General features: G+C 61.7%; 27 protein-coding genes. 14 read left to right on the plus strand and 13 right to left on the minus strand.

The annotated features are described in order from the left end of the window. Positions 1-26: 26 nt before the first annotated feature. The 3 genes from MJ601_RS17255 (at position 27) to MJ601_RS17265 (ending at position 1908) form a co-directional block, all read left to right on the plus strand. The gene (locus MJ601_RS17255) at positions 27-755 is read left to right on the plus strand and encodes a glutathione S-transferase family protein (protein WP_242128674.1); all 729 of its coding nucleotides are present in this window, start codon (positions 27-29) and stop codon (positions 753-755) included. 2 nt (positions 756-757) lie between these two features. After that, positions 758-1066 (plus strand): antibiotic biosynthesis monooxygenase family protein, encoded by a 309-nt coding sequence (locus MJ601_RS17260; RefSeq protein WP_242128676.1) that lies wholly within the window; start codon positions 758-760, stop codon positions 1064-1066. Positions 1067-1131: 65 nt separating this feature from the next. Further along, positions 1132-1908, plus strand: a complete 777-nt coding sequence (locus tag MJ601_RS17265; protein WP_242128678.1) for a glutathione S-transferase family protein — start codon at positions 1132-1134, stop codon at positions 1906-1908. Between the two features lie 39 nt (positions 1909-1947). On the opposite strand, the gene MJ601_RS17270 is transcribed toward MJ601_RS17265, so the two are convergent. Then, positions 1948-3045 (minus strand): alcohol dehydrogenase catalytic domain-containing protein, encoded by a 1098-nt coding sequence (locus tag MJ601_RS17270; RefSeq protein ID WP_242128680.1) that lies wholly within the window; start codon positions 3043-3045, stop codon positions 1948-1950. Positions 3046-3404: 359 nt separating this feature from the next. Here MJ601_RS17270 and MJ601_RS17275 point away from each other — a divergent pair, with 359 nt between their 5' ends. Genes MJ601_RS17275 through MJ601_RS17290 form a run of 4 tightly spaced genes read left to right on the plus strand, consistent with a single transcriptional unit; the run spans position 3405 to position 6829 of the window. Next, positions 3405-4889: an aldehyde dehydrogenase gene (locus MJ601_RS17275; protein WP_242128682.1), complete on the plus strand. Its 1485-nt coding sequence runs from the start codon at positions 3405-3407 to the stop codon at positions 4887-4889. A 29-nt stretch (positions 4890-4918) separates the two neighbouring features. Next, positions 4919-5956 carry an MDR family NADP-dependent oxidoreductase gene (locus tag MJ601_RS17280; RefSeq protein ID WP_242128684.1) on the plus strand — a complete coding sequence of 346 codons (1038 nt, stop codon included), beginning with the start codon at positions 4919-4921 and terminating at the stop codon, positions 5954-5956. A 43-nt stretch (positions 5957-5999) separates the two neighbouring features. After that, positions 6000-6425, plus strand: coding sequence for a VOC family protein (locus tag MJ601_RS17285; protein WP_242128685.1), 426 nt, complete (start codon positions 6000-6002; stop codon positions 6423-6425). Next, positions 6422-6829, plus strand: a complete 408-nt coding sequence (locus tag MJ601_RS17290; RefSeq protein WP_242128688.1) for an EthD domain-containing protein — start codon at positions 6422-6424, stop codon at positions 6827-6829. Before MJ601_RS17285 ends, MJ601_RS17290 begins: the two co-directional genes overlap by 4 nt. On the opposite strand, the gene MJ601_RS17295 is transcribed toward MJ601_RS17290, so the two are convergent. Continuing rightward, complete coding sequence (locus MJ601_RS17295) at positions 6823-7707, minus strand: helix-turn-helix transcriptional regulator (RefSeq protein WP_242128690.1); 885 nt, start codon at positions 7705-7707, stop codon at positions 6823-6825. The two genes, MJ601_RS17290 and MJ601_RS17295, sit on opposite strands and share 7 nt — an antisense overlap. Positions 7708-7873: 166 nt before the next feature. Next, positions 7874-8164 (minus strand): hypothetical protein, encoded by a 291-nt coding sequence (locus tag MJ601_RS17300; RefSeq protein WP_242128692.1) that lies wholly within the window; start codon positions 8162-8164, stop codon positions 7874-7876. A gap of 286 nt (positions 8165-8450) precedes the next feature. Between MJ601_RS17300 and MJ601_RS17305 the strand changes: the two genes are divergently transcribed. From MJ601_RS17305 to MJ601_RS17320, 4 genes are read left to right on the plus strand one after another with little or no spacing between them, the layout of a single operon-like run. Next, complete coding sequence (locus MJ601_RS17305; RefSeq protein ID WP_242128694.1) at positions 8451-9734, plus strand: 3-isopropylmalate dehydratase large subunit; 1284 nt, start codon at positions 8451-8453, stop codon at positions 9732-9734. Further along, positions 9724-10239, plus strand: coding sequence for a 3-isopropylmalate dehydratase small subunit (locus MJ601_RS17310; RefSeq protein WP_242128696.1), 516 nt, complete (start codon positions 9724-9726; stop codon positions 10237-10239). The genes MJ601_RS17305 and MJ601_RS17310 overlap by 11 nt, the downstream gene beginning before the upstream one ends. Before the next feature lie 30 nt (positions 10240-10269). Then, entirely contained in the window at positions 10270-11181 is a 912-nt protein-coding gene (locus MJ601_RS17315; RefSeq protein ID WP_242128698.1) for an isocitrate lyase/PEP mutase family protein, read from the plus strand. Beyond that, positions 11178-11501 (plus strand): DUF1330 domain-containing protein, encoded by a 324-nt coding sequence (locus MJ601_RS17320; RefSeq protein WP_242128700.1) that lies wholly within the window; start codon positions 11178-11180, stop codon positions 11499-11501. Before MJ601_RS17315 ends, MJ601_RS17320 begins: the two co-directional genes overlap by 4 nt. Here the strand turns inward: MJ601_RS17320 and MJ601_RS17325 are convergent, their stop codons facing one another. The 5 genes from MJ601_RS17325 to MJ601_RS17345 all read right to left on the minus strand — a co-directional run bounded on the left by MJ601_RS17325 (position 11502) and on the right by MJ601_RS17345 (position 18108). Next, the gene (locus tag MJ601_RS17325) at positions 11502-12440 is read right to left on the minus strand and encodes an NAD-dependent epimerase/dehydratase family protein (RefSeq protein WP_242128702.1); all 939 of its coding nucleotides are present in this window, start codon (positions 12438-12440) and stop codon (positions 11502-11504) included. Positions 12441-12463: 23 nt separating this feature from the next. After that, positions 12464-13414 carry a TauD/TfdA dioxygenase family protein gene (locus MJ601_RS17330; RefSeq protein ID WP_242128704.1) on the minus strand — a complete coding sequence of 317 codons (951 nt, stop codon included), beginning with the start codon at positions 13412-13414 and terminating at the stop codon, positions 12464-12466. Between the two features lie 11 nt (positions 13415-13425). Next, the gene (locus tag MJ601_RS17335; protein WP_242128706.1) at positions 13426-14208 is read right to left on the minus strand and encodes an HpcH/HpaI aldolase family protein; all 783 of its coding nucleotides are present in this window, start codon (positions 14206-14208) and stop codon (positions 13426-13428) included. A gap of 11 nt (positions 14209-14219) precedes the next feature. Further along, on the minus strand, positions 14220-15488 hold the full coding sequence (locus MJ601_RS17340) for a cytochrome P450 (protein ID WP_242128708.1): 1269 nt from the start codon (positions 15486-15488) through the stop codon (positions 14220-14222). Positions 15489-15621: 133 nt separating this feature from the next. Then, complete coding sequence (locus tag MJ601_RS17345) at positions 15622-18108, minus strand: TonB-dependent receptor (protein ID WP_242128711.1); 2487 nt, start codon at positions 18106-18108, stop codon at positions 15622-15624. Between the two features lie 131 nt (positions 18109-18239). Here MJ601_RS17345 and MJ601_RS17350 point away from each other — a divergent pair, with 131 nt between their 5' ends. Both MJ601_RS17350 and MJ601_RS17355 read left to right on the plus strand, forming a co-directional pair. After that, positions 18240-18767, plus strand: a complete 528-nt coding sequence (locus MJ601_RS17350) for an EthD domain-containing protein (protein WP_242128713.1) — start codon at positions 18240-18242, stop codon at positions 18765-18767. Between the two features lie 265 nt (positions 18768-19032). Further along, positions 19033-19896 (plus strand): helix-turn-helix transcriptional regulator, encoded by an 864-nt coding sequence (locus tag MJ601_RS17355; RefSeq protein ID WP_242128715.1) that lies wholly within the window; start codon positions 19033-19035, stop codon positions 19894-19896. 80 nt (positions 19897-19976) lie between these two features. On the opposite strand, the gene MJ601_RS17360 is transcribed toward MJ601_RS17355, so the two are convergent. From MJ601_RS17360 to MJ601_RS17370, 3 genes are all read right to left on the minus strand, one after another. Further along, positions 19977-21251 carry a cytochrome P450 gene (locus MJ601_RS17360; protein ID WP_242128717.1) on the minus strand — a complete coding sequence of 425 codons (1275 nt, stop codon included), beginning with the start codon at positions 21249-21251 and terminating at the stop codon, positions 19977-19979. A gap of 103 nt (positions 21252-21354) precedes the next feature. Continuing rightward, positions 21355-22302, minus strand: coding sequence for an NAD-dependent epimerase/dehydratase family protein (locus MJ601_RS17365; RefSeq protein ID WP_242128718.1), 948 nt, complete (start codon positions 22300-22302; stop codon positions 21355-21357). A gap of 95 nt (positions 22303-22397) precedes the next feature. Next, complete coding sequence (locus MJ601_RS17370) at positions 22398-23153, minus strand: SDR family NAD(P)-dependent oxidoreductase (protein ID WP_242128721.1); 756 nt, start codon at positions 23151-23153, stop codon at positions 22398-22400. A 259-nt stretch (positions 23154-23412) separates the two neighbouring features. On the opposite strand from MJ601_RS17370, the gene MJ601_RS17375 reads away from it, so the two are divergent. Continuing rightward, on the plus strand, positions 23413-24267 hold the full coding sequence (locus tag MJ601_RS17375; RefSeq protein WP_242128724.1) for an acetoacetate decarboxylase family protein: 855 nt from the start codon (positions 23413-23415) through the stop codon (positions 24265-24267). A gap of 45 nt (positions 24268-24312) precedes the next feature. Here the strand turns inward: MJ601_RS17375 and MJ601_RS17380 are convergent, their stop codons facing one another. Further along, the gene (locus tag MJ601_RS17380; RefSeq protein ID WP_242128726.1) at positions 24313-24744 is read right to left on the minus strand and encodes a nuclear transport factor 2 family protein; all 432 of its coding nucleotides are present in this window, start codon (positions 24742-24744) and stop codon (positions 24313-24315) included. A 34-nt stretch (positions 24745-24778) separates the two neighbouring features. Further along, positions 24779-25234: a nuclear transport factor 2 family protein gene (locus MJ601_RS17385; RefSeq protein WP_242128727.1), complete on the minus strand. Its 456-nt coding sequence runs from the start codon at positions 25232-25234 to the stop codon at positions 24779-24781. Between the last annotated feature and the right edge of the window lie 15 nt (positions 25235-25249).

Raw genomic sequence — 25249 nt, forward strand, 5'->3', positions numbered from 1 at the left:
ACACCCAGTTCCGAATTGGAGACAGCATGATCGATCTACATTATTGGCCCACGCCCAATGGCAAGAAGGTTACAATCTTGTTGGAGGAAGCCGGCATCCCCTACCGCATCATACCGGTGAACATTATCGAGGGGGATCAGTTCAAACCTGAATTCCTGGCGATCAATCCCAACCATCGCATGCCGGCGATGGTGGATACGGAGCCAAAGGGGGGTGGCACGCCGGTGCCGGTATTCGAATCCTGTGCCATCCTCCTGTATCTGGCGGAAAAGCACGATGCATTCCTTCCCCCCGATCCGCATGGCAAATATGCGGCGGTACAGTGGGTGGTCTGGCAGGCCGCCAATTTCGGAGCGAAGATCGGCGAATTCAATCATTTCAACCGGCTCGACCCGCAATTTGGCGATCAAAGCTATGCGAAGCAGCGCTATGCTGATGAAACCAACCGGCTCTATGGGGTGCTCAACTGGGGGTTGCATAAGAATCGCTATCTGGGAGGCGACGCTTACACCATCGCCGACATGGCGGTTTTCCCATGGGCCAATAACTGGCACATGCACGGGCAGGACCTCGACGAATTCAAGCATGTCAAGCGCTGGCTTGAGGAGGTTTCCGCCCGGCCCGGGGTCCAGCGGGGCATGGACGTCGGCAAGGAACTGACGGTCGATCCCAACAAATTCTCGGAAGAAGAAAAGGCGCGCTTCCGCAAGATGCTGTTCAATCAGCGCGCCATCCCGACGCCAGAAGGAGCCTGACGATGCCCAATCCCCCGGAAACAGGTCCCGTGATCGAACGGGCCTATCTCGACATGAAACCTGGCGGGGGCGCCAACTATATCGCGCTCTGGCCGGAGTTCCGCGAGATTTTGATGTCGCTGCCAGGCGCTGTTTCCTGCGAACTGCTGCGCAGCCATGCCAAGGCGGAGAGTTTCGTCTGCTGCATGCAATGGGAGTCGAAGGCGGCAAAGGACATCTTCATCGCCGACCCCCGCCTCAAGCCCTGGGCGCAGAGATTCTGGCCCAATGTCGATCATGAAGTGGTGGAATATTACGAGTCGGTCGGGTGATGCGCGCAATGCCGCGACACCTCGATCATCCGACAATCGGTTGAGGCAGGACGACGGAGAGGGGCGTGGAGTATATTTCGTGTGCGCAAGCGCGGCCGATGGCGGGCCTGCGGCTGGTTCTGTCGGCGGGAAGTCCCGGACCCTGGGGCGAGGCGGCCAAGAGCATATTCTACGCGCGGGGCGTCGGTTTCGTGGCCGTCGCGCAGAACAGCCTTGCCGATAATGACGAGCTGTTTGCCTGGACCGGGACGCGTAACGCACCGGTCGCCGTCTATGATGACGAAAAGCCCCGGCATAGCTGGCTCGACATCCTCTTCCTCGCCGAACGGCTCGGCAGCGGCCCGTCGCTGTTGCCCGCCACACGCGAAGGGCAGGCCGAATGCGTCGGCGTCTCCCACCAGATCTGCGGCGAGGATGGATTGGGGTGGAATCGCCGTCTCGACATTTTCAACATGCTGGTGGCGCAAGCTGGCGGCGATCCCACCAAGACGATGCTCCCGCTCCGCGCCTTCAAGGATTATGGCGGCACAACCGACGCGATGGCCGCTTCCACCGGCAGGCTGATAGCCATTCTCTCGATGCTCGATACCCGATTACAGCGCCAGAAGGCGGCGGGCTCGCGCTATCTCGTGGGTGATGCGCTGACTGCCACGGATATCCATTTCGCGGCCTTTTTCGGCATGATCGATCCCCTGCCGCACGATCTCAATCCGATGCCGGACCATCTGCGTATGTTGTACAGCTCGGGGAGTCCGGGACTGCGCGCGATGGTCACACCGGAACTGAGGGCGCATCGCGATTTCGTCTATCGCGACTACCTGCGCCTGCCGATGGACTTTTGAGCCCGCTTCCCCATTTGCGGGCGTGGCCGAGCATGGCGCTCAGAATGTGACATAGGTCCGTATTCCTTCTCCGCGGCCCTGCATCTCATAGCCTTCGTTGATCCGCTCGATCGGCATATGGCCGGTGATGAGCGGGTCCATTATGATCTTGCCGTCCATCATCCAGTCGATCAAGCGGGGGATATGCTGCAATCCGCTGGCGCCACCCATGGGGGCGCCCTGAAGGCGCCGGCCCATAACAAGGCCGATCGGCGCGATGGACAGCAAATCATCCGCCGGGGAGAGGCCGATGATAGTGCATGTACCATAGGCGAAATGCGCGGCCTCGAATGCCTGCCGCATCAGCTTGACATTGCCGACCGCTTCGAACGTGAAATCCGCGCCGCCGCCGGTCATGTCGATGAGGAGGGGCACGACATCGCCGTCGATCGCCGCGGGATCGACGAAATCGGTGGCGCCCAGGCGGCGCGCGACGTCCGCCTTCGCGGGATTGGTGTCTACGGCGATGATCCTTGCCGCGCCGGCGAGACGCGCGCCCTGGACCACATTGAGGCCGATTCCGCCCAGGCCGAAGACGATCACGCTCGATCCTGGTTCGACCTCCGCGCGAAACAGCGCCGACCCGAGGCCAGTGGTCGCGCCACAACCGAAGTAGAACAGCCGTTCGAACGGCGCGTCCTTACGCACCGGCACCAGGCTATGCTCGCGCAGAACCGCATATTGGCTGAATAGTCCCAGCCCCATGAAGGGATGCAGCCTGCGGCCCCGGTAACTATATCGGCTGTCCTGCCCGGCGTCGACGAAGCTCGCGATGCATTGATTCGTTTTCGCCGATCGGCACATCGCGCATTCGCCGCATTCGGGCACGAACGGCACGACATGATCGCCGGGCCTGACGCGGGTGACGCCTGGGCCGGTTTCCAGGACGACGCCCGCGCCCTCATGCCCCAGCAGGCCGGGAAAGCCGGCGTTGAATTGGATATGTCCGGTCGCCGCGTGCAAGTCGGAATGGCATAGGCCCGCAGCCTTGACCTCGATGAGCACCTCGCCCGCCTTTGGGGGATCGACGTCGATCAGATCGACTTCGATCCGCGTGCCTTTTTCCAGGGCCATCGCGGCTTTGCTCTTGATCGACATGCGCCCTCTCTGTCTTGATTTCGCCGTCGGCTGCGCCCCCCGCTCCATTCGATCGAACCGCGCGGCGCACGCTTTCAGCCGGGACATCCTAGCGCTGGAGTCGCCTCACGGCAGTCCGATCCATTTGGCCTTTCGAAGCATTGATGTGGCATTCCGCTCTCACGCGGGACTTAGCCAAAGCGCTCAATTTTTTCGTCTTCCGCACATCCTGCGTCGAACGCCTTGTCCATCCAGCGCTGTTGATGGAAGAACCACAACGACGTCCGACCGCTGAGCGCAAGCGCGCCATCTGGAGACATGTCGGTGCATCGGGCCGACCCGGTGAGCGAGGATGATCCTGATTGACGGAGAACACAAGAATGACGCGTTTTTTCGGCTCGCTGTCGGTCAAACATCCCGATCGCTTCTTCATCGGCGGGCAATGGGTCGAGCCGTCCTCCTCCCGCCGCTTCGAATTGATCTCGCCGGTGACGGAGGACGTGGTCGGCCATGTCGCGGCAGCCGATGAGCGGGACGTTGAACGCGCCGTGGATGCAGCGCGCAAAGCCTTCGACGAAGGACCCTGGCGACGGATGAGTCCGGCCGAACGGGCTGGCCATCTTGAACGTCTCGTCCATGTGCTCCACCAGCGCGCAGACGAACTCGCCCATGCCTGGACCGGGCAGATCGGCGTCGTCTATCCCTTTTCCCAGGCTGGCACCGGGCTGGGCATAGAAATGTTCGGATTTCAGGCGCGCAACGCATCGCTCCATATTTGGGAGGAGGAACGGCCGACCATGTACCCCGGCAGCGTCGGGATGGTCGTCAGGGAGCCCGTAGGCGTCGTAGCGGCGATCGCGCCCTGGAACGCGCCGCTCTTCGCCATGGCGATCAAGGTCGCGCCGGCCTTGTTGGCGGGCTGCACGGTGGTCATGAAGCCGTCCCCGGAATCGCCGCTGGAGGCCTATATTCTGGCGGAATGTTGCGAGGCGGTCGACTTTCCGCCCGGCGTCGTCAACCTTGTCGTAGCCGACCGGGACGTGTCCTATTTTCTTGTGCGTCAGCCCGGCGTGGACAAGGTCAGTTTTACCGGCAGCACAATCGCTGGCAAGCAGATTGCGGGTGCCTGTGCCGAACGCATCGCGCGCTGCACGCTGGAACTGGGGGGAAAGTCGGCCGCCATCCTGCTCGAGGACATCGACATGGGCGAGGCGGCCGCAATATTGGCGCCAACACTCACCCAGTTGACCGGCCAGGTCTGCTCCAACCTTACCCGCTTCCTGGTGCCACGGTCGCGCGAACAGGATTTCGTCGACGCCATGGTGGCGCGTCTGGAGGAAATCCGGCTTGGCGATCCCTATGATGCGCAGACCGCGATGGGACCCGTCGCCATGCGCCGCCAGCTCGAACGGGTCGAGGGATATATCCGCAAGGGTCTGGACGAGGGCGCCAGCATAGCGACGGGCGGACGGCGCCCGGCGAGCCTCAATAGAGGTTTTTTCTTCGAGCCGACGCTTTTTACCCGGGTCGACAATCGATCCACCATCGCACGAGAGGAGATTTTCGGGCCAGTCGCCTGTGTGACCACCTATGACGGAATCGAGGACGCGGTCCGTCTCGCCAATCAGACCGATTTCGGTCTGGCCGGGTCGGTCATGACCCATGACGTTGACGCCGCCTATCGCATCGCGCGCGAGGTGAGGGCGGGGACCGTGTCGCAAAACGGCCTCAAGCCCGACTTCAACATCGCCTTCGGCGGCTTCAGGCAATCGGGTATCGGACGCGAGGGCGGGCTGGAGGCTATCCAGCCCTATCTGGAAACCAAGACGCTGGTACTGGACGCGCGTCCCGCGACGCGGCGCTGAATCTTCATGTCCGCGACAGGATCAAGGCCATGTTGAACAGCCAAGTTCGCCTCAACAGCTATCCCAGGGATGTCGTGCGTGCCGACAACTTCATGCTCGCGACGGACGTTCCAATCAGGCCGCTGGAGGCCGGGGAGGTTCTTCTTCAGGTTCGCTATATCTCGGTCGATCCGGCCATGCGGATCTACATGGACCCGAACAGCTTCATCGCATCGAACCCGGATCTGGCCCACACGTTCGTTCGGAAGGGCGATATCGTGCGCGCCTGGGTGGTGGGTGAAGTGGTCGAGAGCCGGAGCGCGGCTTTTCCCGTCGGCAGTTTCGCGCGGGACATAGGCGGCGGTGGCGGCGTGCAGGCCTATTCCATTCAGAACGAGGCGGCGCTTGCGCCGGCCGACAGCGAACTCGCACCGCTCGAGGCATATCTTGGCATATTGGGCATGGTGGGGCTGACTGCCTATGCGGGGCTGGTCGAAGTCGGCGAACCCCGGCCCGGCGATACGCTGCTGGTCTCCGGCGCGGCCGGAGGTGTCGGCGGAATCGTGGGCCAGATCGGCAAGGCGATGGGGTGCCGGGTCATTGGCATAGCCGGCGGTCCGGAGAAATGCGGTCATGTGACCGGCTTTCTCGGCTTCGACGCCTGCATCGATCATCGGGCCGGTTCGCTCGACGATGCCCTGGCGCAGGTTTGTCCGGACGGCATCGACATCTATTTCGACAATGTCGGCGGAAAGATGCTCGATGCATGCCTCGCGCATATCCGCACCAGGGCGCGGATCGTCGCCTGCGGCGCGATCTCCGCCTATCAGGGGGACGTCGCGCCGTTGCGTAATCACATGCATGTCCTCATGCGCCAGGCGCGGTGGGAGGCGTTCAGTTCCTACGAGGTCTATGCCGACCCGCTACGTTTCGCGCGCGCCGAAGCGCAGCTTGCCGCCTGGTATGGAGACGGCACCTTGCGGGCCGAGCACCGCGTATTCGACGGGCTGGAAAATTTCGTCCCTGCGCTCCAGGCGATCTACGCGGGCACCACAAGGGGCAAGGTCATGCTGCGACTTCCGCATTGAGACTGTCGCCAACGATTGCCTAGCATTTTCTGGGAGGGCCAAGATGAACCACCCCATCAGTGCGATCGACCATATCGCGATCACCGTCGCAGATCTCGACCGCTCGACCGGCTTTTATCGTGAGATACTCAGCGGCGAACAGGTCCGCGAATATGAATTGGGCGGCCGGGTGATGATCCGCCAGCTTCGCCTGGGCGGCGCCATGCTGAACATCCATCAAGCGGGGCACGCCAATCCTATCGTCGCGGGTATCCCGACCCCGGGGGCCGCCGATATCTGCTTCCGCTGGGAGCGGCCCATCGCTGACGCTATAGATCTGCTGGGGGAAAAAGGCGTGCCGATCATCGCCGGTCCGGACGAGCGTTACGGCTCCAACGGGGTGTTGGGGCTGTCGGTCTATTTCCGTGACCCCGACGAGAATTTGATCGAATTACTGACCATCGTTCAGAACAAGGGAGAGGGCGGGTGAAACTTCTGTGCCTTATCAATCGCAAGCCGGGCATGAGCGTCGAGGACTTCCGCACTTATTATGAGACCAACCATGTGCCGCTGGTGACAAGGCTCTTGCCCTTCTTCACCGCCTATGAACGCAATTACCGCGATCGGGCATATAGTTTCGTTCCCGCCCATCTGGCGACACGGTTCATCGGCCCCGAGTTCGATGTGGTGACCGAGGTGAGCTTTGCCGGGCCGCCGGACTATCAGCGTATGCTCGACGCGCTCGCTAATCCCGAGATCGGTGATGTGATCCGCGCGGATGAAGAGAACTTCCTCGATCGCCGGACCATGGCGCTCTACATGGTGGAGACACTAAATACGCCGGGCGTCGTCACCCCAAGCCAAGGTGAGGCCGGCACGACCCAGGATCAATGACGATGGGCGTCGCGATAGTCGCTGGGTGACATACCGACGAGACGGCGGAAGCTGGAGGTGAAAGTCGCCTGGTGGGTGAAGCCCAGATCATAGGCGATCTCTTTCATCAGCATGCCGCTGTTCAGCAGCAGATCCTTGGCGCGTTCGAGTTGCACTTCCTCGACATAGGAATGAACGCTCCTGCCCGTTGTGGATTTGAACCGGCTCCGGAAGGTCGAGAGATTTATCCCGCAGACGTTGGCGAGTTGGCTCACCGTTGGACAACCGCCGCGAGCATCGTGAATGAAGTCGACGATCTTTTGCAGGTCCGTCTTCGATAGCATCCCGCACCGTCGCGACGTTTCGAGGGCCTCTGGCATATCGCGCCGGAAATAGCGGCAGATATCGACCACCAACGCGGCGAGAAGGCCGTCAAGCAACAACTCGCTGGCGAAACCGGGCTGCATCATCTCCTGGAGCATGCGCCGCAGCGTGAGCTCGATCCGTCCGCACCGGATGTCCTGAAATTCGGAGAATGCGGGTCGCCCGCCCTGTCTGCAGTCATCGAGGATGCGCGATTCCAGCTCGGGTTCGAAATGGCAGAGCAGGTTGCGGCTGAAGCGAAGAGGGTTGGAGGGGCGTGTCCGGTAGGGAACGCGCCCTGTCAGGAACATGAGGTTGCCGAGCTTGACATACTCCCTACGGCGAGGAAGTTGCCAGTACGAGCTGAAATAGTCTGGTGCGAGGCGCCAGCGCAGCAAAGAGCGATCTTCGCAACCCACCAGTTCCGTGCCATCAAATTCGAAATCGGCTATTTCGATCGATGCGCCGCTGACCGCCCGCTTCACAAAGACCTGCTTTTGGAAACCCGCATGCTGCTGGGCCTGCATCATGGCCATCGCCTGTCCTCTACCCAGACCGCCGCCGGTTCTCCGGCGGTCGGCCCTTATTTCCCATCACGCGAGGTGCCTGGGTGTCAGGACAATATGCTCGCGCCGCCGGAACGGCGTCAACTTGGAATAATGACCTTTTATTCGTCAAAATGCGCGCGGTACCGGCGACGCCCTAAGGCAAGTCGAGAACCTCGACCTTACGGATTTCGTAGTCCGAAACATAATTTCCCACGATCTCGAGCTCGATCCGTTCAGGATCATCATAATAACCTTTTGCGGCGGCGTCGAAATCACCATCATGTGAGATCGCCCATGTGAACATATTCTGTTCACGATCTGCAAGGGCGAACAGAATGCCGAAGCCGTGGCGTCGTCGCACCGCCACGATACGGCGCCAAATCCCGAGAAAGCCGTCCCAACCGTCTGGCTTGATCTGATAGCGTTTCAATTCGGTGGCAGCCATGGTGTTTCCTTCTCCTTCTCCATCTCCAGCCTTCTGACTAGCCGCTTCGATCCCTGAACGGTGACCTGCTTGTTAGGTATGGCAACCAAGATTTAAGCAGACCGTCAGCTTTGGGCGCTATGCGCAAGATCAAACGGGCGGAAGCAAATGGCCAAAACGGTTGGCGGGTTTCGCAAATCTCTCCGCTTTCCCGGCGCTTTGAAAAGGGGATAGCCAAGAGCGACGGCTGACTGGCTCTCACGCCGGGGCGGCGTCAGGAAGGATCGAATATACCATGGGATCGACGATGGCCGCCAAGATTCTGTCGCGCGCGGCTGGCCAGTCGCATGCGTCGACAGGCGAAGCCGTGCTTGCGAGAATAAATCTGATGACGTGCCTGGACGGCACGACCTTCATCGACACGTTCCGGCAGAGAGGATTGAAGGTCTGGGACCCCGACCGCCTGATATTCTGCTTCGATCATTTCTTCCAGCCCGACTGGTTTCCGCAGCAGGCGGCCAAGGAGCACCCCAAGATCAAGAGCTTCGCTGAAGAACAGGGTGTTCCGGCAGCGAACATCTATGATGTCGGTCGCAACGGGATATCGCATCATATTCCAGTCGAGCAGGGGCGCGCGCTGCCGGGCACGGTGTGCATCGGGGCGGACACGCAGAGTTCGACGATGGGCGCGGCAAACTGCTTCGCGCTGCCCGCCTTGTTCGGGGTGGATCCGATCATCTTGACAGGCGACATCTGGATGATCGTCCCACAATGCGTGCGCATCAACCTTACCGGCGCCCTACCGCGCGGACTCAATGGCAAGGACGTGGTCTATCGCCTGATCCATGATCTTGGCGAGGCGGTGGGCGGGAAGGTTCTGGAATTTTCCGGCCCCGGCGTCGCCAGCCTGCCGATGGACTTCCGCATGGCCATCGCCAACGGGGCCGTGCAGATCGGCGCGCTCACCATCATATTCCCGTATGACGCCGTGCTGGCCGACTATCTGGACGGCAGGGCCTGCGAAGCATTCGAGCCGGTGGTGGCGGATGGCGACGCCGACTATGTCGCGACATATGAATATGACCTGTCTGCGTTCGAAACGCTGATCGCGGGTCCGCATGAAATCGAACTGGTGCGCCCACTGGGCGCGCTGATGGGCCAGCCGGTCACTGCCGCCAATATCGGCTCTTGTTCGAGCGGTCGGCTGTCCGATCTGAGGCTCGCCGCCGACGTGCTGCGCGGACGAAAGCTGCATCCCGGCGTTCGGCTGGTCGTCACGCCGATCTCGGCCGAGACCCATCGCGACGCCGCGCGAGCGGGTCTGCTCGAAATCTTCCTCGATGCCGGGGCGACCGTCACCCAGCCGGGCTGCGGCGCCTGTTACAGCGGAAACCTCTCGCCGCTCAAGCTGGCGGATGGCGAACGCTGCGTCTCGACTTCGGTCGAAACGTTGCGGGGGCGGATGGGTAGCCAGGACGCTGAGGTGATCCTCGCCAATGCGGCGGTGGTCGCGGCCTCAGCGATCGAAGGTCGCATCGCCGATCCCACTCCCTATCTGACGCGCGAGCTGGAGGCGAGCCATGAAGATTGAGGGGAAGGCATGGGTGTTCGGCGATGGGCTGGGCGCGACCGATATCCTGTCCTCCCGCTATGACAAGGCAGGCATGAGCCGGGACTGGGCGGAGTGCCGCAAACATCTGATGGAAGAGATAGATCCCGCCTTCAGCGTTGCGGTGAAACCGGGCGATATCGTGATAGCCGGCGACAATCTGGGTCGGGGCCACGCCCATTATTACACGGCGGCGATCATGGCATGCAAGGAAGCCGGGATCGCGGCACTGCTGTGCGACGGCGTGAACGCGCTGTTCCAGCGTGGCGCGATCGACCAGGGTTTTCTTACCTGGGCGATGCCCGGCATCTCGGCCTTGGCCACGACGGGAGACAGGCTTGCGATCGATCTGGCAACCGGAGAGGCCGCCAACTGCGACAGCGGAAGGACGGAGCAATTTGCACCCGTATCGCCCCTGATCCTCGACATCGTGGCGGCGGGCGGTAGCCTCGACTGGGCGCTTGGCCGCGTGAAAACGGCTGCCTGACACACTGAACCGCCGGAAAGTCCCCGATCGATGCATATGACCACAAAGCTCCGCGACGAACTGGCCAAAGGCTTGGTGGTTGCGCCCAGTTGTTACGACGCGCTGTCAGCCCGTCTTGCCGAGCAAGCGGGCTTTCAGGCGATTCACATGACCGGACTGGGAGTCGAGGCCGCCCAGCTCGGCGCGCCTGATCTTGGTCTGCTGACGATGAGTGAGATCGCCCAACACGCGTCCCGCATGGCGCAGGCCGTGTCGATCCCGATCCTTGCCGATATCGACACAGGGTTCGGCGGCGTGCTCAATGTCGGCCGGACGATCCGCGAGATGGAGCGCGCGGGGGTCGCGGGCGTCCATATCGAGGACCAGGCGCTGCCGAAACATTGTCCGTTACTGGCGGGGCGCACGGTGGTGAGCCGCGAGGAAGCGGTCGATCGGTTGAAGGCCGCGCTCGACGCCCGAACGGATCCGGACTTCGTGATCGTGGCCCGGACGGACGGCGACACGATCTCGATCGAGGAAGTGATCGAACGGTCGAACCTGTTCCTGGAGGCCGGAGCGGACATGGTGATGCCGATTTTCATGCAGGTGGAAGGCCGGTCCTTCTTCAGCCTGCCGCCGGACGAGCAGATGGCGCTGTCGCGTAAGGTCGTCGGCAGCATCGACGGACGCGTAATGAACATGGGGGGAAGCCCCCCGGCTGGCTATACGACGGCAGACCTAGCCGACATCGGCTATGCCTTCACGATGTTCGCCAGCACAGCGCTGGGGGTTGCCGCCAACGCGATGGCAGACGTGTTCCGCGAAATGCGGGAAAAGGGGACGGATGCGGGCTATATTGCCGCCCATCCCGGCCCCTATCACGATCCGCTGGAGCTGATGCGTGCCGCCAGGCTGGACGAGTTTGTGGATCTGGAGAAACGCTACACGGCCACACTTGCGTGACGGCCTATCTTTTGGGAGCGATCGATGTCCATGATCGAGCGGCATATGCACAGTACCGCGCATGTGCCTTGCCGTTGATCGCTGCGCTGAGTGATGTCGAATTGCTTTCGCGTGACGACCACCCCATGCTGTTCGAGGGCGCGATCCCGGCAGACCATCTGTTCATTCTGAAATTTCCATCGTTGGATCGTGTCAAAGCCTTCATCGAATCCGAGGAATACGGACGCTGTATTCCTTTGCGCCATGTGGCGGCCACGACCCGCTACGTCATGGCGATGCGTGGTACGGACGAAGGCGGAGCCGCCATCGTCGGGACATAGTCATCTCGCCGACGCTTCGAAGCGGAACGTCTCGCCCATTTCGCGGATGCCGTCCTCCAGCGTATAGCGGGGTGTGTAGGCGATCTCGCGTCGCGCGCGGCTGCCATCGACCAGCGGCACCTGCGGAATGAAGTCGGGCAGGGGATCGGTATGCACCTGCACCGACGGGAACACTCTGGAGACGATGTCCACGATCTCCGTGTCGCTATAGCTCCGCTCGGCGGGCGCGTTGTAGATGCCGTGCGGCGGCGTCGGACCCAGCATCGCCTCGACCAACAGCCCGGCCATGTCGCGATTGTACATGGGTTGGTGCAGGCCGCTGGGCGACGCCATCATCCCGGCGGCCTCGCCCAGCGCGGCGCTGCGGATCGCGGCGTTGAAGATGCCGGTGCCGCCGGTCAGCCGGCCAAGCCCGTAAGTGAGCGCGGGCCGAATCCCGACCACGTCGAGCCCTAGCGCACGATATCCGTCCGCGATCACCTCACAGCCCCATTTCGATGCCCCATAGGGCGATCGCGAAACCACGTTATAGCTTTCATCGACGGGCGTTCCGTCATAGCCGGGGCCTATACCCAGCGCGATGACGCTGCTCGTCCATACGACCCTGCGGATTTTCGTTGCCAGCGCGGCGTCGAAGATATTGGCGCTGCCGACCGCGTTGACCTTGAACGCACCAGCTGGATCGAGCTTGGCCTGATCGGTGATGAAGGCTGCGAGATGCAATATATGGTCCACATCGTGGTTGCGCATCACATGCAGCAATTTGGGCAGGTCGGTCACGTCGCCCGCCACCACCGTCACGCGATCGCCCAGATGCGCGATATTCTCGAGGATGGGTTTAAGGTCGTAGAGGACGACCCTGTGTCCTTGTTCCACGAGAAGCTCAGCGGTGCACCAGCCGATCAGGCCGGTCCCACCGGTCACGAGAATGTTCGCCATGCGCTCAGCCCCTGCTTGACGGTTCAGACGGTGATATAGCCGGCGCGGTCGATTGCGGCGTCGTCCTCTGTGCGGCCGAGGCCATAATCGCCCTCGATCGTCGTGCGCAGCATCCAGCGCTCTTCGTCAGGGGGGCATCCCGTGGCGCTGTGCAACGTGCGCCAATTGTCCCACAACACCATGTCGCCCATTTCCCAGTCGTGGAGATAGACGTCGCTGCTGCCTACGATGTGATCGGCGACCTCGGCCAGCAAAGCGTCCCCTTCGGCATTTTCCATGCCCTGGATCCCCACCGCGAACCAGGGCGAGACGTTCAGCACCTTTCGCCCTGTTTCACGCTGTTCATAGACCATCGGATGCAGCACGCGCGGGAAGTCGTCCAGCCTGGCCTGTATGCTGGCGACATCAGGACTGATGCGCACCATTTTCGGATTGGCGGTCCGGCCGAATTTCTGGTGTGAGGCGTCCAGGTCATATTTGTAAATGACGTTCAATCCCTCGATCCGCCATTTCAGATGGTCGGGAAGGCTCTGGTAGGCGCCGATCTTGTCGATGAACCCGGTCTGGCCCAGGTGGCTCGGCAACTGGACGGGTCGCAGGATGCCGCCCCGGTTGATCCGGTCGACATAGATGAGGTCGGAATGCCAGGGCAGCCACGTGCCCCGCAGTTCCCCGTCGACATCGATCAGCCAGCCGCTTTCGGGCTTGTATCGCACCGTCATGAGCTCGGGATGCGCGGCGCGCGCCTCACGCGCGGGATGCTGCACCAATGTGCCGAATATGCGGCTGAGTTCGAGATGAACATCCTCGCCCTCCAGCCCGCGAAAGACAAGGACACCCTTGTCGATCCATATGTTTCGCAGCGCGTCCCGCACGTCCGGGTCTGAAAGGCGGGCAGGGTCCAGGCCGGTGATCCGCGCAGCAAAGGGCAGGTCCGCGCGCACCGGCGTGACATCGAAGGCTTGGGGCATCATCGTTCCGATCTTCATTTCAGCGCGCCGCGGGCGGCTTGGGTGGCGCGATGGTCGGCGACCATGCCGCCCACCGTCTTGCGGAGAAGCATCAGCTCCATCTCGACGAGCAGTATGTCGGCCTCGTCATAGGTGAACCCGGCCGGCGCCATGACAAGCTTGCCGGCGGTGCGCGCGGCGTCGAGCGTACACCGCCACGCCGCTTCCATCCGATGGCCATCGCGCGAAAAATCGATCGCCATGTCGGCGGAGAGGTCACCAGGCCCGAACATCACCAGATCGATGCCATCTACGGCCAATATGTCCGCGACATTCTCTATCGCACGGCGGGATTCCAGAATAGGAATGACCATGGCGTTCTCGTCCGAAGCATGGACATGCTCGGTCCAGCCTTCGAGCGTATAGCGCCCCGCCAGGCAGGCCGGGCACATGCCGCGTCGCCCGCGCGGCGCATAGCGGCTGGCCTCCACGGCGGCGCGTGCCTGGTCGGCCGTGTCGATATGCGGAACCATCACGCCATCCGCGCCGACATCGAGCATGGACTGGATCAATGTCGGCACGTTGTCCAGAATACGCACGAACGACAGGATGCCGCCGGCACGGGCCGCCCGTACATGTTGCTCCACCGCGATCCGGTCCAGCCGGCCATGCTCGCCGTCCAGCATCACGAAATCGAAGCCGGCGTCGGCCATGATGTCGGTGGATGCCGCGTCGAGCGACGAAATGAAGATGCCGAAAGGTTGCTCGCCACGGCCGATCATGGCGTTCAGGCGGTTACGGGCTTGCATGAGGGGCATGTTTCCTCCTGTCACGCGGCCACGGCCGGGCGGGGCGTGAAGCGGACGGGGAGCGTCTTGAGCACGCTATGTTTGTTCGAAACGAGCCATTCGCACTCGCCCGCCTGCCTCATGTCGGGAATGTGTTCGATCAGCGCCTGGAACATGAGCTGCATTTCCATGCGGGCGAGATGCCTGCCTATACAGCTATGCTCTCCCACACCGAAGCCGAGATGCGGGTTGGGCTTGCGGCCCACGTCGAACCGATAGGGATCGTCGAACACGCTCTCGTCACGGTTAGCAGACACCAGCCACGCTACCACCCAGTCGCCCGCCCTGATCCTTTTGCCGCCAATGTCCACATCGCGGGTCGCGATGCGGAACTTGTGCATGGCAGGGTTCACCCAGCGCACGACTTCGTCGATGGCCAGGTTCATCAGACCGGGGTCGGCGCGGAGACGTTCCATCTCCCCGGGGTTGCCGAGCAGTTCGAGCATGCCGATCGACACGCAATCCCGGGTCGTTTCCAGACCGGCCGCCACGATCGAGAAGCACCACCAGCCGACATCGGCTTCGCTCAGTTTCTCGCCGTCGACCTCCAGATTGCCGATGACGCTCGTGAAATCGTCGCTCGGCGCCCCGCGGCGCTGCATGGCGAGTTCGAACATATAGTCGAACAGGGCCCGCATGTTGACCTGCTGGGTCTTCAGTGCGTCGCCGTCGATCTGGTAGGCCGGGTCCTGCGCGCCCAGAAAGGCGGCGCAGTGATGCCGGATGCGCGCCAGATCCTGTGGTGGCACGCCCATCATGTCGCAGACGATCCGCGTGGGGAGCTGGGCGGCGACGTCGTCCACCAGGTCGCATTCGCCACGCGGAAGGATGTCCGCCATGATCCGGTCGACGCTGTTTTGAACCTTCGCGATCATCGGAGCGATGGCGGGCGCTGAAAAGAATTTGTTGAAAGGCCGGCGCAGAGTCATGTGACGGGGCGGATCGGTATGGGTCGGGATGAACCCATAGCCGCCCGCGCGCATCTCCTGCTCGTTGGGTTCCCTGGCTGACAGGGGCATCAGGCCGCCGAGCCGCGAACTGAAAGTCACCGGGTCCTTGAGGATCGCGACGCAGTCGGCGTGGCGGCTGACCGACCAGAAGGGGCGTGGCGCGTCCCCATCGGTCCAGCGCACGGGCTCTTCCTTTCGCAGCCGGCGGAACAGGTCGTGATGGCCGCCAGACGCGAAGAAGCGGGGATCGGTCAACTGACGATCCGTCTGATCCTTCGGTAAGGTCGTTCCGCTGCTCATGCTGCCTCTCACAAATCGTCGGAAGGAAGGAGGATATCAGATGGAAACCGGCCTTTGCCGCCAGCCTGTTAGGCAGAACGGCAAAAGTTTTGGCGGTTCGGCAGGCAAGGCAGGGGAGCGCCCGCCACCCGGATCAGAATTTGAACGAGACCGTGGCCCCGTAGGTCGCGGGCATCCCCGGAAAGCGGACGATGACGTCGGATACGCGGATGACGTTGGTGACATAATATTTGTCGAAGATATTCTTGCCCCAGACAAAGGCTTTCCACCGGCCGTCTGCCGCCTCCAGGCCCAGTTGTCCGTCGACCAGCGTGTAGGCGTCGATCTTGAACGGCTCCAGATTGGGCTGCGGCGTGCCCGGTGGGGAAAATACGGCCGACGTCCGGCTGCGGTAGGCGACGTTTGCCCCCATGAAGCCGTTGACGCTTGCCGACAATGGCCGGACATAGCTGATGTCGCCGTTAACGCTGTACTTCGGGGTGAAGTTGAACGGTGAACCGGCCTGGTCCTGAAGAATCCCGTCGACGGTCTGGCCGATATAACGCAGGATTTCGCTCTTGATATACGTGCCACTGCCGGTCAGCGTCAGGCCCTCGAGTGGCCGCAACGTCACGGACGCCTCAAACCCCTTCAACCGGGACTTGGGTATGCTGTCCTGCGAATTGATGTTGCCGAAGGGCGGGCCGACGAAGATGCGGGCGCGCAACTGCTTGTCGATATAGTCGTAGCGAAAAGCCGCGACCTCCAAACTAAAGGTCCGGCCCATGCGGAGCCGGCCGCCAAGTTCGTAAGCGGTCAGTTGTTCCTGCACGACGGGATTGTAGGCGACATGATCGAGCGTGTTAAGCGTCGAGAAATTGCCCGCCTTGAACCCGCGGCTGACCCTGGCGTAGAGCAACGAAGACGGCGTGGGCTTGTAGTTGAGGTTAAGGTTCCAAGGCACATTGTCCTGTTCCAGCTTCCGGTTCGCGAAGCCCGGCGTCAGCAGCGGAAGCCCTGCCGTGTCCTTCGCCTGCAAAGCCGGGGTGGTGTAAACCGAATAGCATTGACCGGGCTGGATGACGGGAATGGGCGCGAGGCCCGCTCCTGCCCGGAACACATTGATGAGAGCGGTGTAGGCCTGCGCGGAACCGGCGTCGAGTGGCGCTCCGCAGCCCCGGAACTTGCGTGTGTCCTGGCTCAGTCGCAGGCCCGCCGACAGCGAGAGCCGATCGGTCAGCTCAGCGTCGATATTGGTGAACACGGCCCAATTCTCGATGCGCTGCCGGGCGAACACCTCCCCTCCCGTGGAACGGAGACCCACGATATTCTGGGTAGCCGAGCCATTGCGCAGATATTGTGTCACGTCGTCGTTGGTACGGTCGTGGCCATAATTCGCGCCCAGCAGCCAGTGGACCCCGGAAAAGTCGGCTGACAGACGCACTTCCTGCGCGAAAGATTTGATCGAACCCCTTTGCAGATGGCGCAGATTTTCGGAGACGGCGGTGCCGTCGAATTCGGAATTCTGCCGGCGCTTGAGGTAGGAATAGGATGTGATCGATGTAAGAGTCAGCGTGTCATCGATCATCCATTGGGCCCGCACCGATCCTTGCAGGAACTTGTCGTTGCGGTCGAAGTCCTGGCCGGTGTCCCAGTCTGCAAGCCGCGCCTGGCGTCCGGGCAGCAGGGCGGGACGCGCAATGACCGGATCGGTAGCCGTGGTGATGCGGGCACCCGTCCGTGCATTGATGGGGCAACCCGGCAACCGGCCCGCAGGCGAACTGCAACTGGATGTGTTTACGGTATCCAGGACGACGAGGTTGCGATCGATATTGAACGAGTTGCCGGGGAAAACCGCGACAAGCTGGGGGGCGACGGTATCCGACCGGTCGATCCAGCCGTTGACGTTGAACGTCATGCGGAATCTGTCCGACGGTTCCCAATCGGTGATGACGCGGCCGGAGAAATTGCGCACCTGGCCCAGGCTGTCGTCACGGCTCATGCTTCGTTGCCAGTTGTCGCCGAAGCTGCCGCGGACCGCGACCCGCGCCTTCAAGGTCGAACTGACGGGGCCGCTGACGAAAGCTTCGACATTGCCCCGCATGAAGCGCCCGAGGGTCGCGGATATGCCCGCCTCGAACCTCTCGCCCGGCTTGTTGGCGATATAATTGATCGCGCCGCCGGTGGAATTTTGTCCGTACAGCGTCCCTTGCGGCCCCTTGAGGACTTCGACGCGCTGGAGATCGAGCGCAGCGCCCTGCGTCATGACGGGATAGGCGAGCGGAACCTCATCCACATAGATGGCAACCGAGGAGCTGGAGCCGATGGACGGTTCGTTGATGCCGACGCCGCGCAATGTGTAGATCGGCGTGGAAAATCCGCTGTCGCTGACCGACAGGCCCGGAACCAGCTTCGCGAGGTCGGAAGGCTCGCTGAAGTTGCGCGTCTTGAGCTGTTCACCGCCGATCGCGCTGATCGACATGCCGACATTGGACAGCGCCTGTTCGCGACGCTGTGCCGTCACGACGATCTCGCCTGCGTCGGCAGGTTGCTCTTGCGGCGTTGCGTTTTGTGCGAGCGCCGCCCCCGGGATCGCCGACAGTGCCGTCGAAAGGATCAACAACGACTTTCTGGAAAACATGATTCCTCTCCCCCTGTTCACGACGGCCGTTTTTGCCTCGTCGATCGTCCGCGCCTGCGGCGGCCATGTTCCCCTATCGGCAAACCGCGCTCTGCGGATCGCGCTTCGATTGTCCGGAGTGACTTTCGCTTATGTTTCCCGTTTGCGCGTGGTCACGGCGCTTTCCAAACATCGTTCTTCGGGCGATCTCGCGCTCCGGGGCCACCGGCTCAACGGCGATATCATTGAGGAACGAGGATAAGGCGGCGATGAAGACGAAGTTCATGGTGTTGTTGAAGCGCCGACCGGACCTGACGCCGGCGCAGTTTCGCGATCATTACGAAAACCGGCATGTTCCGCTCGGTACGAAGTTCATTGGCCATCTGCTGGTCGACTTCAAACGGCACTATCCAGGCGCGATGGCCGATTTCTCGTCGGACGAGTGGAGCAACGGCCGCATGGGAGACGGCGACGCCGGTTGCGCTTATGACGCCATTAGCGTCTATGAATTTCGCGATGAAGCGGCGATCGCCGAAATGACCGAAATATTGAAACGCCCCGAAGTCTACACGGCGTTGAGCGAAGACGAAAATCGCTTCCTGAACCGGCCCGCATGTCGCATGGGCCTGTGCGACGTCATCGAAGGGGCGGGTATGACAAGCCTGGTCGGCGGTTCCTGATCGCGGGCGCGTGCAGAGAGGATGATCGGCCTTATTTCCGGCTGGCGGAAGTTGGCGGATATAAAATGACCCCGCTGGCAGCGGGCCGGCTTGGCCGATCCTGATGGATATTCTAGATATGGCTCTAAAATGAGCGCGTTTGCTCCGCATGGTGGCGGCTGGTGTCCCGACCTCGAACCGCGCCATATTCCTGGTCTCGGTTCCCCCGTGCGAACGGGTGACCGGCACCGGAATGTCGGAACCGCGCCGGCTGTGAGAGGTGCATATGACGGCAAGGGCCTGCCATGTTTCGGCTGCGATGGAACTGGACGATGTCAATATCCAGGTCGTCGATTACAGATGGAGCGCGAACGAGCAGATCACCGAATGCGAGGACATGTTCATCCTTCGCTACCGGCCGCGTCCGGGCCCCGTCAGCGTCGCGGCCCACATGCGTCATGGAGAGGTTCGCGATTTCGGCCAGTTGATGTTCTTCCCGGCAAGAACGGCCGTTGAAACCACTCCTGCCAAGGTGAATGAGCGCGCGCGCACAGTGGAATGTGCCTTCAAATATGACTGGTTCCGGCGCATTTGGCCCGAACGCGACGATTGGGACGATGAGGCTCTGGCGCGATGCTACGACATGCGAAACTTCCGTGTTGAACAGGCGATGCAGAGACTGGGAATGGAAGCGGAAAGTCCCGGCTTCGCAAGCCATCTGATGGCCGAGTCGCTTGCCCAATCAATCGCCATCGATCTCGCGAGGCATTTCACTTCACGCAACAGTGCAAGGCGCGTGCGTACCTCCGACGGACGCTTTTCCGCCAACGAACTCAATCGCATTCGGGACTATATCGACAGCATCACTCAGAGGGCGCCCACCGTCGACGAAATTTCCCGGCAATGCGGAATAAGTTCGGCCCATCTTCGTCGGTCTTTCAAGCAGACGACGGGGCAAACATTGCACGAATATGTTGCAAGCGTCCGGCTCGCTAAGGCGCGATCGCTGCTCGCGGAGACCGACATGCCCTTGAAGGAGGTGGCTTTCCGGCTTGGGTTCGCCAGTTCCAGCACCTTCTCCTCGACATTCAGCAAGATGGCTGGCGAAACGCCGAGCGGATATCGGCAGCGCCTTCTCGACAGACGGTAACGCTCCCCGATACGAACATGGGATGCCGCTTGCGATGTGCGGGCGGCTTGGTCGGAATTCCGCCCTCGTCTCGGGCGTCCTCACCGCCGGTCGAAGCTCAACCAGAGCTTGGTGAGGCCGTAGGCGACATAGGTGCTTGTATAGGCAAAGCTCGCTTCGCCCCGAGCAGCGCGGAAATTATGCATGCGCTCGACCAGTTGCCTGAACGACGCCTTCAGCTCGCCGCGCGCCAACTGGTTGCCGATGCACATATGGATACCCGCGCCGAACGTCAGATGTGCCCGTGAATTTTCTCGCTCCAGATCGAGCACTTCGGGATCGGGAAACACGTCCGGATCCAGGTTGGCCGCGCCGAAGCGGGTTTCGATGATCGACCCTTCGGGGATGGCAACGCCCCCGATTTCCATGTCCGCAGTGACTCGCCTGAACATCGTGGTGGCCGGCGCCTTGATGCGCAGCACCTCCTCCACGAAAGCGTCCAGCTTGGCGCTGTCGGCGCGGATTTCATCGGCCAGTTCGGGCCGCTCGATCAGGATCGCCATTCCGCCTGCGATCGCGTTCGCCGTTGTTTCGCCGCCCGCCAGGAACAGCAGCCACAAAATACTGATCAGTTCGCGCATGTCCAGGCTGCGGCCATCGACATTGGCATGAACCAGGGTGCTGAGCAGGCTGTGGTCGGGCGCGGCGCGCACCCGTTCGACATTCTTTGCCAGATATTGCTGTAATTCGATCACGGCGGGAACGAGTTCCAACTCGCGCTCGGGGGCGAGCGCCGGATTCGAAGTTTCAAGCGACATGTCGTTCCAGCGCTTGAACTTGTCGATGTCGCGATCCGTGACGCCCAGGATTTCGGTAAAGACCGTCAGGGGCAGGCGCATTGCGAAAGCGTCGAAGAAATCGACTTCTTCCACGTCGATGAATCCGTCGATGATCTCCGCGACGGCGCGTTCGATCTGGGGTTCGAGGCTGTCCACCTTTTCGCGGGTGAAGGCCTTGTCGACCAGCGCGCGATATAGGCGATGATCGGGCGGATCGTTGGTGACCAGCGTATCCATGGGCAGATAGCCCTGTTCCTGAAACATGCGGTCGATCTGCTCGCTGATCTCGGATTTGCGGGTCTGGATGATCCCGGTCTTGCAGGACAGGGTCTTGGTATTCATCGCCGCCTTGCGGACATCCTTGTAGCGGGTGAGGATGTAGTTGCCGCTCACCGGGTCCTTGTAGACGGGCTGTTCCTCGCGCAGTTTATGATAGGCGGAAAAAGGGCAGCGCCGCATTTCCGGGTCGGTGAAGGTGATCGGGACACCACCCAGTTCCACGGTGGATGGTGTTATTTCGGCGTCGCGCATATCCATTCTTGTCTCCATGCCATCCGCTGGCTTCCGTCCCATTCTAGACGATCGATCCGCCCCGCCCCAAAGGCTGCGATTTTACCATTTCATGCATTTTATGTCCGGATCAGCCATGGCTCTTCCAGCTGTAGGCGCTCAGGCCGGTATGGAATTTTTCGGCATAGGATCCGCTACGGATATCCTCGATGACGTCGATATGCCGGGGCTCCCAGCCCAGTTCGTCCACAGTCCGTCGGGCGACCGACCGGCTGTTGACCGCGAGGGCGATATCGACCCAGAAGGCCCCCCACAGGTCGCACGCAGCCTGGTAGTCGAGGCTCTTCGTGTCACAACCCGCGACGACGGCGACCGCTTCGGCGATCGTGCGGAAATTCGCTTCGCCGCTGACCGCATGATAAAGGGCGCCGGGACTGCCCCTTTCGATCGCGAGGCAATAGACGTCCGCCAGATCTTCCACATGCACCGCCGAATAGAGATTGAGGCCATGGCCGAGGTAGCAGGCGCTGCCGGTCGATCGCACGGATTCGAATATCTGCGGGATCTGGATGCTGCCGCCATTGCCGTAGATGAGCGGAGGGCGGACCACATAGGTGCGCAGGCTATCGCCCGAAGCGCCGCGAACGAGATCCTCGGTCTGTATTCGCACGGCCCGGTTGGGACGGGCGGGGAAGGGAAACGGATCATCCTCCGCAAAGCTGTGCTGCGACCAGCGGCCGTCCAGCGCCTCGATCGAAAGGACGCCGGTGCCCGATGTGAACAGCAGGTCGCGGGTCACGCCCTGTTTGCAGCCCTCGACCAGAGCGATCATCGCCTCGCGTTCCTGCTCGAAGGGCACCATCGCCGCCATGACGACCACGTCATAGGCACCAGCGGTCCGCCCGATGTCTGCCAGCCGGTCGAAGCTGCCCGACACGGCGCCGAAGCCCCTCTCAGTCAGCCTTTGCTCGTTCGCCTCTGTACGGGCGAGACCGCTCACTTCGTACCCGCGGTCACGCAATGCCAAGGCTATGTGCGATCCCACATAGCCGGTGGCGCCGATCACCAATGCCCTCATTCCAACCTCTTACTGCCAGCCTCATATTTCCCGCGACGTTTGTTCGCGCCGACCGGTGGACAGCGATCCGCTGCGCCGCCTCGCGCCGATATCGGCTATTGGACGATGCCGCCGTCGACCGTGATGCTCTGCCCGGTAATCATGCTGCTCTCGTCACTGGCGAGGAACAGGGCGAGTGTCGCGACGTCGACCGGTTTGACCAGCCGGTTGAGGCGGGCCATGCCCGACATGGCGGTGAAAAACGCTTCGATGTTGCCGCCTCCGGTCGCCTCCTCGGCGGAACGGGTCAGCATCTTGCTTCGTACCGGCCCCGGCTGAATGGTATTGCAGCGGATGCCTCGCGGTGCGACATCGACCGACGCCGATCGCATGAGGCCGATGAGGCCGGCCTTGCTGGCAGAATAGGCAGCATAGGCCGGCATCGGCATCAGGCCGGCGATCGAGGAGGTGAAGATGACGCTGCCATTGTCCGCCACCAGCGGCAGAAAATGCTTGGCCGTCAGAAAAGCGCCGGTCAGGTTGATCGCCACCACCCTTTCGAACGCCTCCTTCGTCATGTCGGTCAGCGGCGTGTGGGACTGTTCGATGCCGGCATTGACGAACAGGATATCGACCGTGCGATAAGCGGATTGGACTGATCGCGCCGCGGCGGCGATGCTGTCCTCATCGGTCACGTCCGCGCGCACGGCTTGAGCTGGAGCGCCAAGCGCATCGCCGAGGGCCGTGAGGCCGCCTTCATCGCGGTCGAGCAGCGCCAGCCGGGCGCCTTCCTCGACGAAGCGATGCGTCGTTGCTCCGCCGATATCGCCCGCCGCTCCCGTAATGACGGCCGTCTTTCCTTCCAGTCTCATATGCCAATCCTCTTTTCTACCCCGATTTATTAGATCGCGAAGGATGGCGATTGAAGCGGCGGATGGCGCAAGGATCGAATTGAAGACATGAAAGCCGGAAATCGCATCATCCGGCAGGCGCACAAGTTGATCTCGCCGATTGTCAGCATGAGGGAGTTTTGCGCAGATTGACAATCCTTTTCGATTTCGCCGGACCTTGCCTGGGCATTATTCTTGATGAGAGAGCGCCGAGGGAGCGCGGTCAAACGGAGAGAATGAAATGAGCGATGCGCAGCGTCCCTTTCCTGGCGGCATATTGAACCTGACCGGGTGCCGACCGGGCGAAGCTTTTCAGTATGACGGGCTGTCCTTTCCCGACATGACCATCTTCATGGTCTTTTTCGAAAGCAGCTATGAGGCGATCGAAAAGCTCATTCTGCCCCCGCCACTGAAGGCCGACCGTTCCTTTCCGCCGGAAGTGCAGATGTGGTATTTCAGTAGCCGGAACACGCTGCCGATGGACGGGCGTATACTGCCCTATCAGGGCTTTCAGTTCCGCGCTCGCACCGAGCATGCAGGTGTCAAGGGGTCGGCCGGCTGGGAATATATCGACGGACTATATGGCGACAAGACGGCCGTCGATATCATGGGGCCGTGGGGCGTCTATTTCGGGATGCTCAAGAAGTTCGGCGATATCCGCTTCATCCCGCTTGGCGTGGACGAATATGAGATGAGCGTCACCCGGCGGGGCGTCCGCCTCGTGACGATGCGCATGAAGATCGGTCAGGAACTGGGTGGTGACGCGCTGGCGCAGATGAACGACGGCAGCGCTGGCGAGACCCTGACGGTGCGCGAGGTGCCCAACATCCATTATGACGGTTTCGTCGACCGCGCCATCTGTTCCACCAATACCGGTGTCACGAACCAGGTTCTGCGTGCCTGGACGTGCTGCGATGCCTCGGTCACGTTCGGGCATCTCGAGCTCGATCCGCTCGACGAGCTCCTGAGCGGCAAGGTCACGAATGCCCTCGCCTTCAACGCGACGGCAAGTGTCGAGACGTTTACGGAGATGCGGATATTGGAGGAGCTGCCGCGTGAAGTCGCGCGGACGCGCCACGCGGTGATGGCGGATTGATCGGAGCGTGCCGCGTGGGCCTGCGTTGTCCCCGCGGTTCCCTCGCTATGATGCCGCCGGGATCTCCAATTGTTCGAGAAAGGCGGCCACGTTGCTGTGGTCGAGATATTCCTTGAGCGACAGTATGCGTCCGTCCCGCAGCTTATACTTCATCAGATAGCAATTGTCGTAGATCGCGCCGTTCAGTCTGCCCTGGGAACGTGCTTCCACGACCACCATGTCGCCTTCCGCGACCGTGTCGATGACGGAAAAGGAGAAGTCCTCTAAGCCGCCTAAAAAGCCTTCCAGATTCGGCAGGATCTGATCGAAGGTGAAGAGGCCGGCATAGTTGATTCGATCCGGGCGCCCAGGCACGAACCAGGTCATGTCATCCGTCACGAGCGCTCTCATTCCCGCGAAGTCCCTGCTCGAGAGTCTGTCGCAGAAGGCAAGCACGACATGCCTGCCGGGGTGATCGGCCTTTTCAAGGGCTGACATGGCATTTGTCCTTTCCGGTCAACTATGTTCGCCGTCACGCTATCATTCGCGGGTTCAGCGTCCGTTCCAGCCGCAGGCGGGTCAGGCGCAGGGAGCTGATCCGCCATTCGTTGCCCTGCCGGACATAGGTTTCGTGATAATGGCCATAGCCCTTCACCATGGCAATGCCGTCCGGCCCGTCCGTCCTTTTGGAGAAGAACAGCTTGTCGTCCATCGCCCAGATCGCGCTTGCCTCCGTCGACGAGCGGATCGTGATTTCGGGCATGTGACCATGATGGACGCTGCACACGCCGGCCAGATAGTTCCGGACGCCGTCCATGAAAGCATCGATGGAGCAAGGCTCGTCCATGGTCTCGCGAAATTCCAGCACCGCGTCATCGGTGAAAAGACGCCGGAACCCCGTCCAGTCCTGCGTGTCGACGAAGCGGAAATAGCGGGCCTTGAGACGCTTGATATGCTCGATGGCGAGCAGTTCTTCGAGGGCATCCATCGGCCTGTCTCCTTC

Origin of the sequence: Sphingobium trunci (assembly GCF_022664535.1) — a bacterium.
GTDB lineage: Bacteria > Pseudomonadota > Alphaproteobacteria > Sphingomonadales > Sphingomonadaceae > Sphingobium.

Excerpts from the sequence above, each read along its gene's own strand:
- MJ601_RS17255 (WP_242128674.1), top strand. The coding sequence starts at position 27 with ATGATCGATCTACATTATTGGCCCACGCCCAATGGCAAGAAGGTTACA.
- MJ601_RS17260 (WP_242128676.1), top strand. The coding sequence starts at position 758 with ATGCCCAATCCCCCGGAAACAGGTCCCGTGATCGAACGGGCCTATCTC.
- MJ601_RS17270 (WP_242128680.1), bottom strand. The coding sequence starts at position 3,045 with ATGTCGATCAAGAGCAAAGCCGCGATGGCCCTGGAAAAAGGCACGCGG.
- MJ601_RS17275 (WP_242128682.1), top strand. The coding sequence starts at position 3,405 with ATGACGCGTTTTTTCGGCTCGCTGTCGGTCAAACATCCCGATCGCTTC.
- MJ601_RS17280 (WP_242128684.1), top strand. The coding sequence starts at position 4,919 with ATGTTGAACAGCCAAGTTCGCCTCAACAGCTATCCCAGGGATGTCGTG.
- MJ601_RS17285 (WP_242128685.1), top strand. The coding sequence starts at position 6,000 with ATGAACCACCCCATCAGTGCGATCGACCATATCGCGATCACCGTCGCA.
- MJ601_RS17295 (WP_242128690.1), bottom strand. The coding sequence starts at position 7,707 with ATGGCCATGATGCAGGCCCAGCAGCATGCGGGTTTCCAAAAGCAGGTC.
- MJ601_RS17300 (WP_242128692.1), bottom strand. The coding sequence starts at position 8,164 with ATGGCTGCCACCGAATTGAAACGCTATCAGATCAAGCCAGACGGTTGG.
- MJ601_RS17305 (WP_242128694.1), top strand. The coding sequence starts at position 8,451 with ATGGCCGCCAAGATTCTGTCGCGCGCGGCTGGCCAGTCGCATGCGTCG.
- MJ601_RS17310 (WP_242128696.1), top strand. The coding sequence starts at position 9,724 with ATGAAGATTGAGGGGAAGGCATGGGTGTTCGGCGATGGGCTGGGCGCG.
- MJ601_RS17315 (WP_242128698.1), top strand. The coding sequence starts at position 10,270 with ATGCATATGACCACAAAGCTCCGCGACGAACTGGCCAAAGGCTTGGTG.
- MJ601_RS17325 (WP_242128702.1), bottom strand. The coding sequence starts at position 12,440 with ATGGCGAACATTCTCGTGACCGGTGGGACCGGCCTGATCGGCTGGTGC.
- MJ601_RS17330 (WP_242128704.1), bottom strand. The coding sequence starts at position 13,414 with ATGATGCCCCAAGCCTTCGATGTCACGCCGGTGCGCGCGGACCTGCCC.
- MJ601_RS17335 (WP_242128706.1), bottom strand. The coding sequence starts at position 14,208 with ATGCCCCTCATGCAAGCCCGTAACCGCCTGAACGCCATGATCGGCCGT.
- MJ601_RS17340 (WP_242128708.1), bottom strand. The coding sequence starts at position 15,488 with ATGAGCAGCGGAACGACCTTACCGAAGGATCAGACGGATCGTCAGTTG.
- MJ601_RS17345 (WP_242128711.1), bottom strand. The coding sequence starts at position 18,108 with ATGTTTTCCAGAAAGTCGTTGTTGATCCTTTCGACGGCACTGTCGGCG.
- MJ601_RS17350 (WP_242128713.1), top strand. The coding sequence starts at position 18,240 with ATGTTTCCCGTTTGCGCGTGGTCACGGCGCTTTCCAAACATCGTTCTT.
- MJ601_RS17355 (WP_242128715.1), top strand. The coding sequence starts at position 19,033 with ATGACGGCAAGGGCCTGCCATGTTTCGGCTGCGATGGAACTGGACGAT.
- MJ601_RS17360 (WP_242128717.1), bottom strand. The coding sequence starts at position 21,251 with ATGGATATGCGCGACGCCGAAATAACACCATCCACCGTGGAACTGGGT.
- MJ601_RS17365 (WP_242128718.1), bottom strand. The coding sequence starts at position 22,302 with ATGAGGGCATTGGTGATCGGCGCCACCGGCTATGTGGGATCGCACATA.
- MJ601_RS17370 (WP_242128721.1), bottom strand. The coding sequence starts at position 23,153 with ATGAGACTGGAAGGAAAGACGGCCGTCATTACGGGAGCGGCGGGCGAT.
- MJ601_RS17375 (WP_242128724.1), top strand. The coding sequence starts at position 23,413 with ATGAGCGATGCGCAGCGTCCCTTTCCTGGCGGCATATTGAACCTGACC.
- MJ601_RS17380 (WP_242128726.1), bottom strand. The coding sequence starts at position 24,744 with ATGTCAGCCCTTGAAAAGGCCGATCACCCCGGCAGGCATGTCGTGCTT.
- MJ601_RS17385 (WP_242128727.1), bottom strand. The coding sequence starts at position 25,234 with ATGGATGCCCTCGAAGAACTGCTCGCCATCGAGCATATCAAGCGTCTC.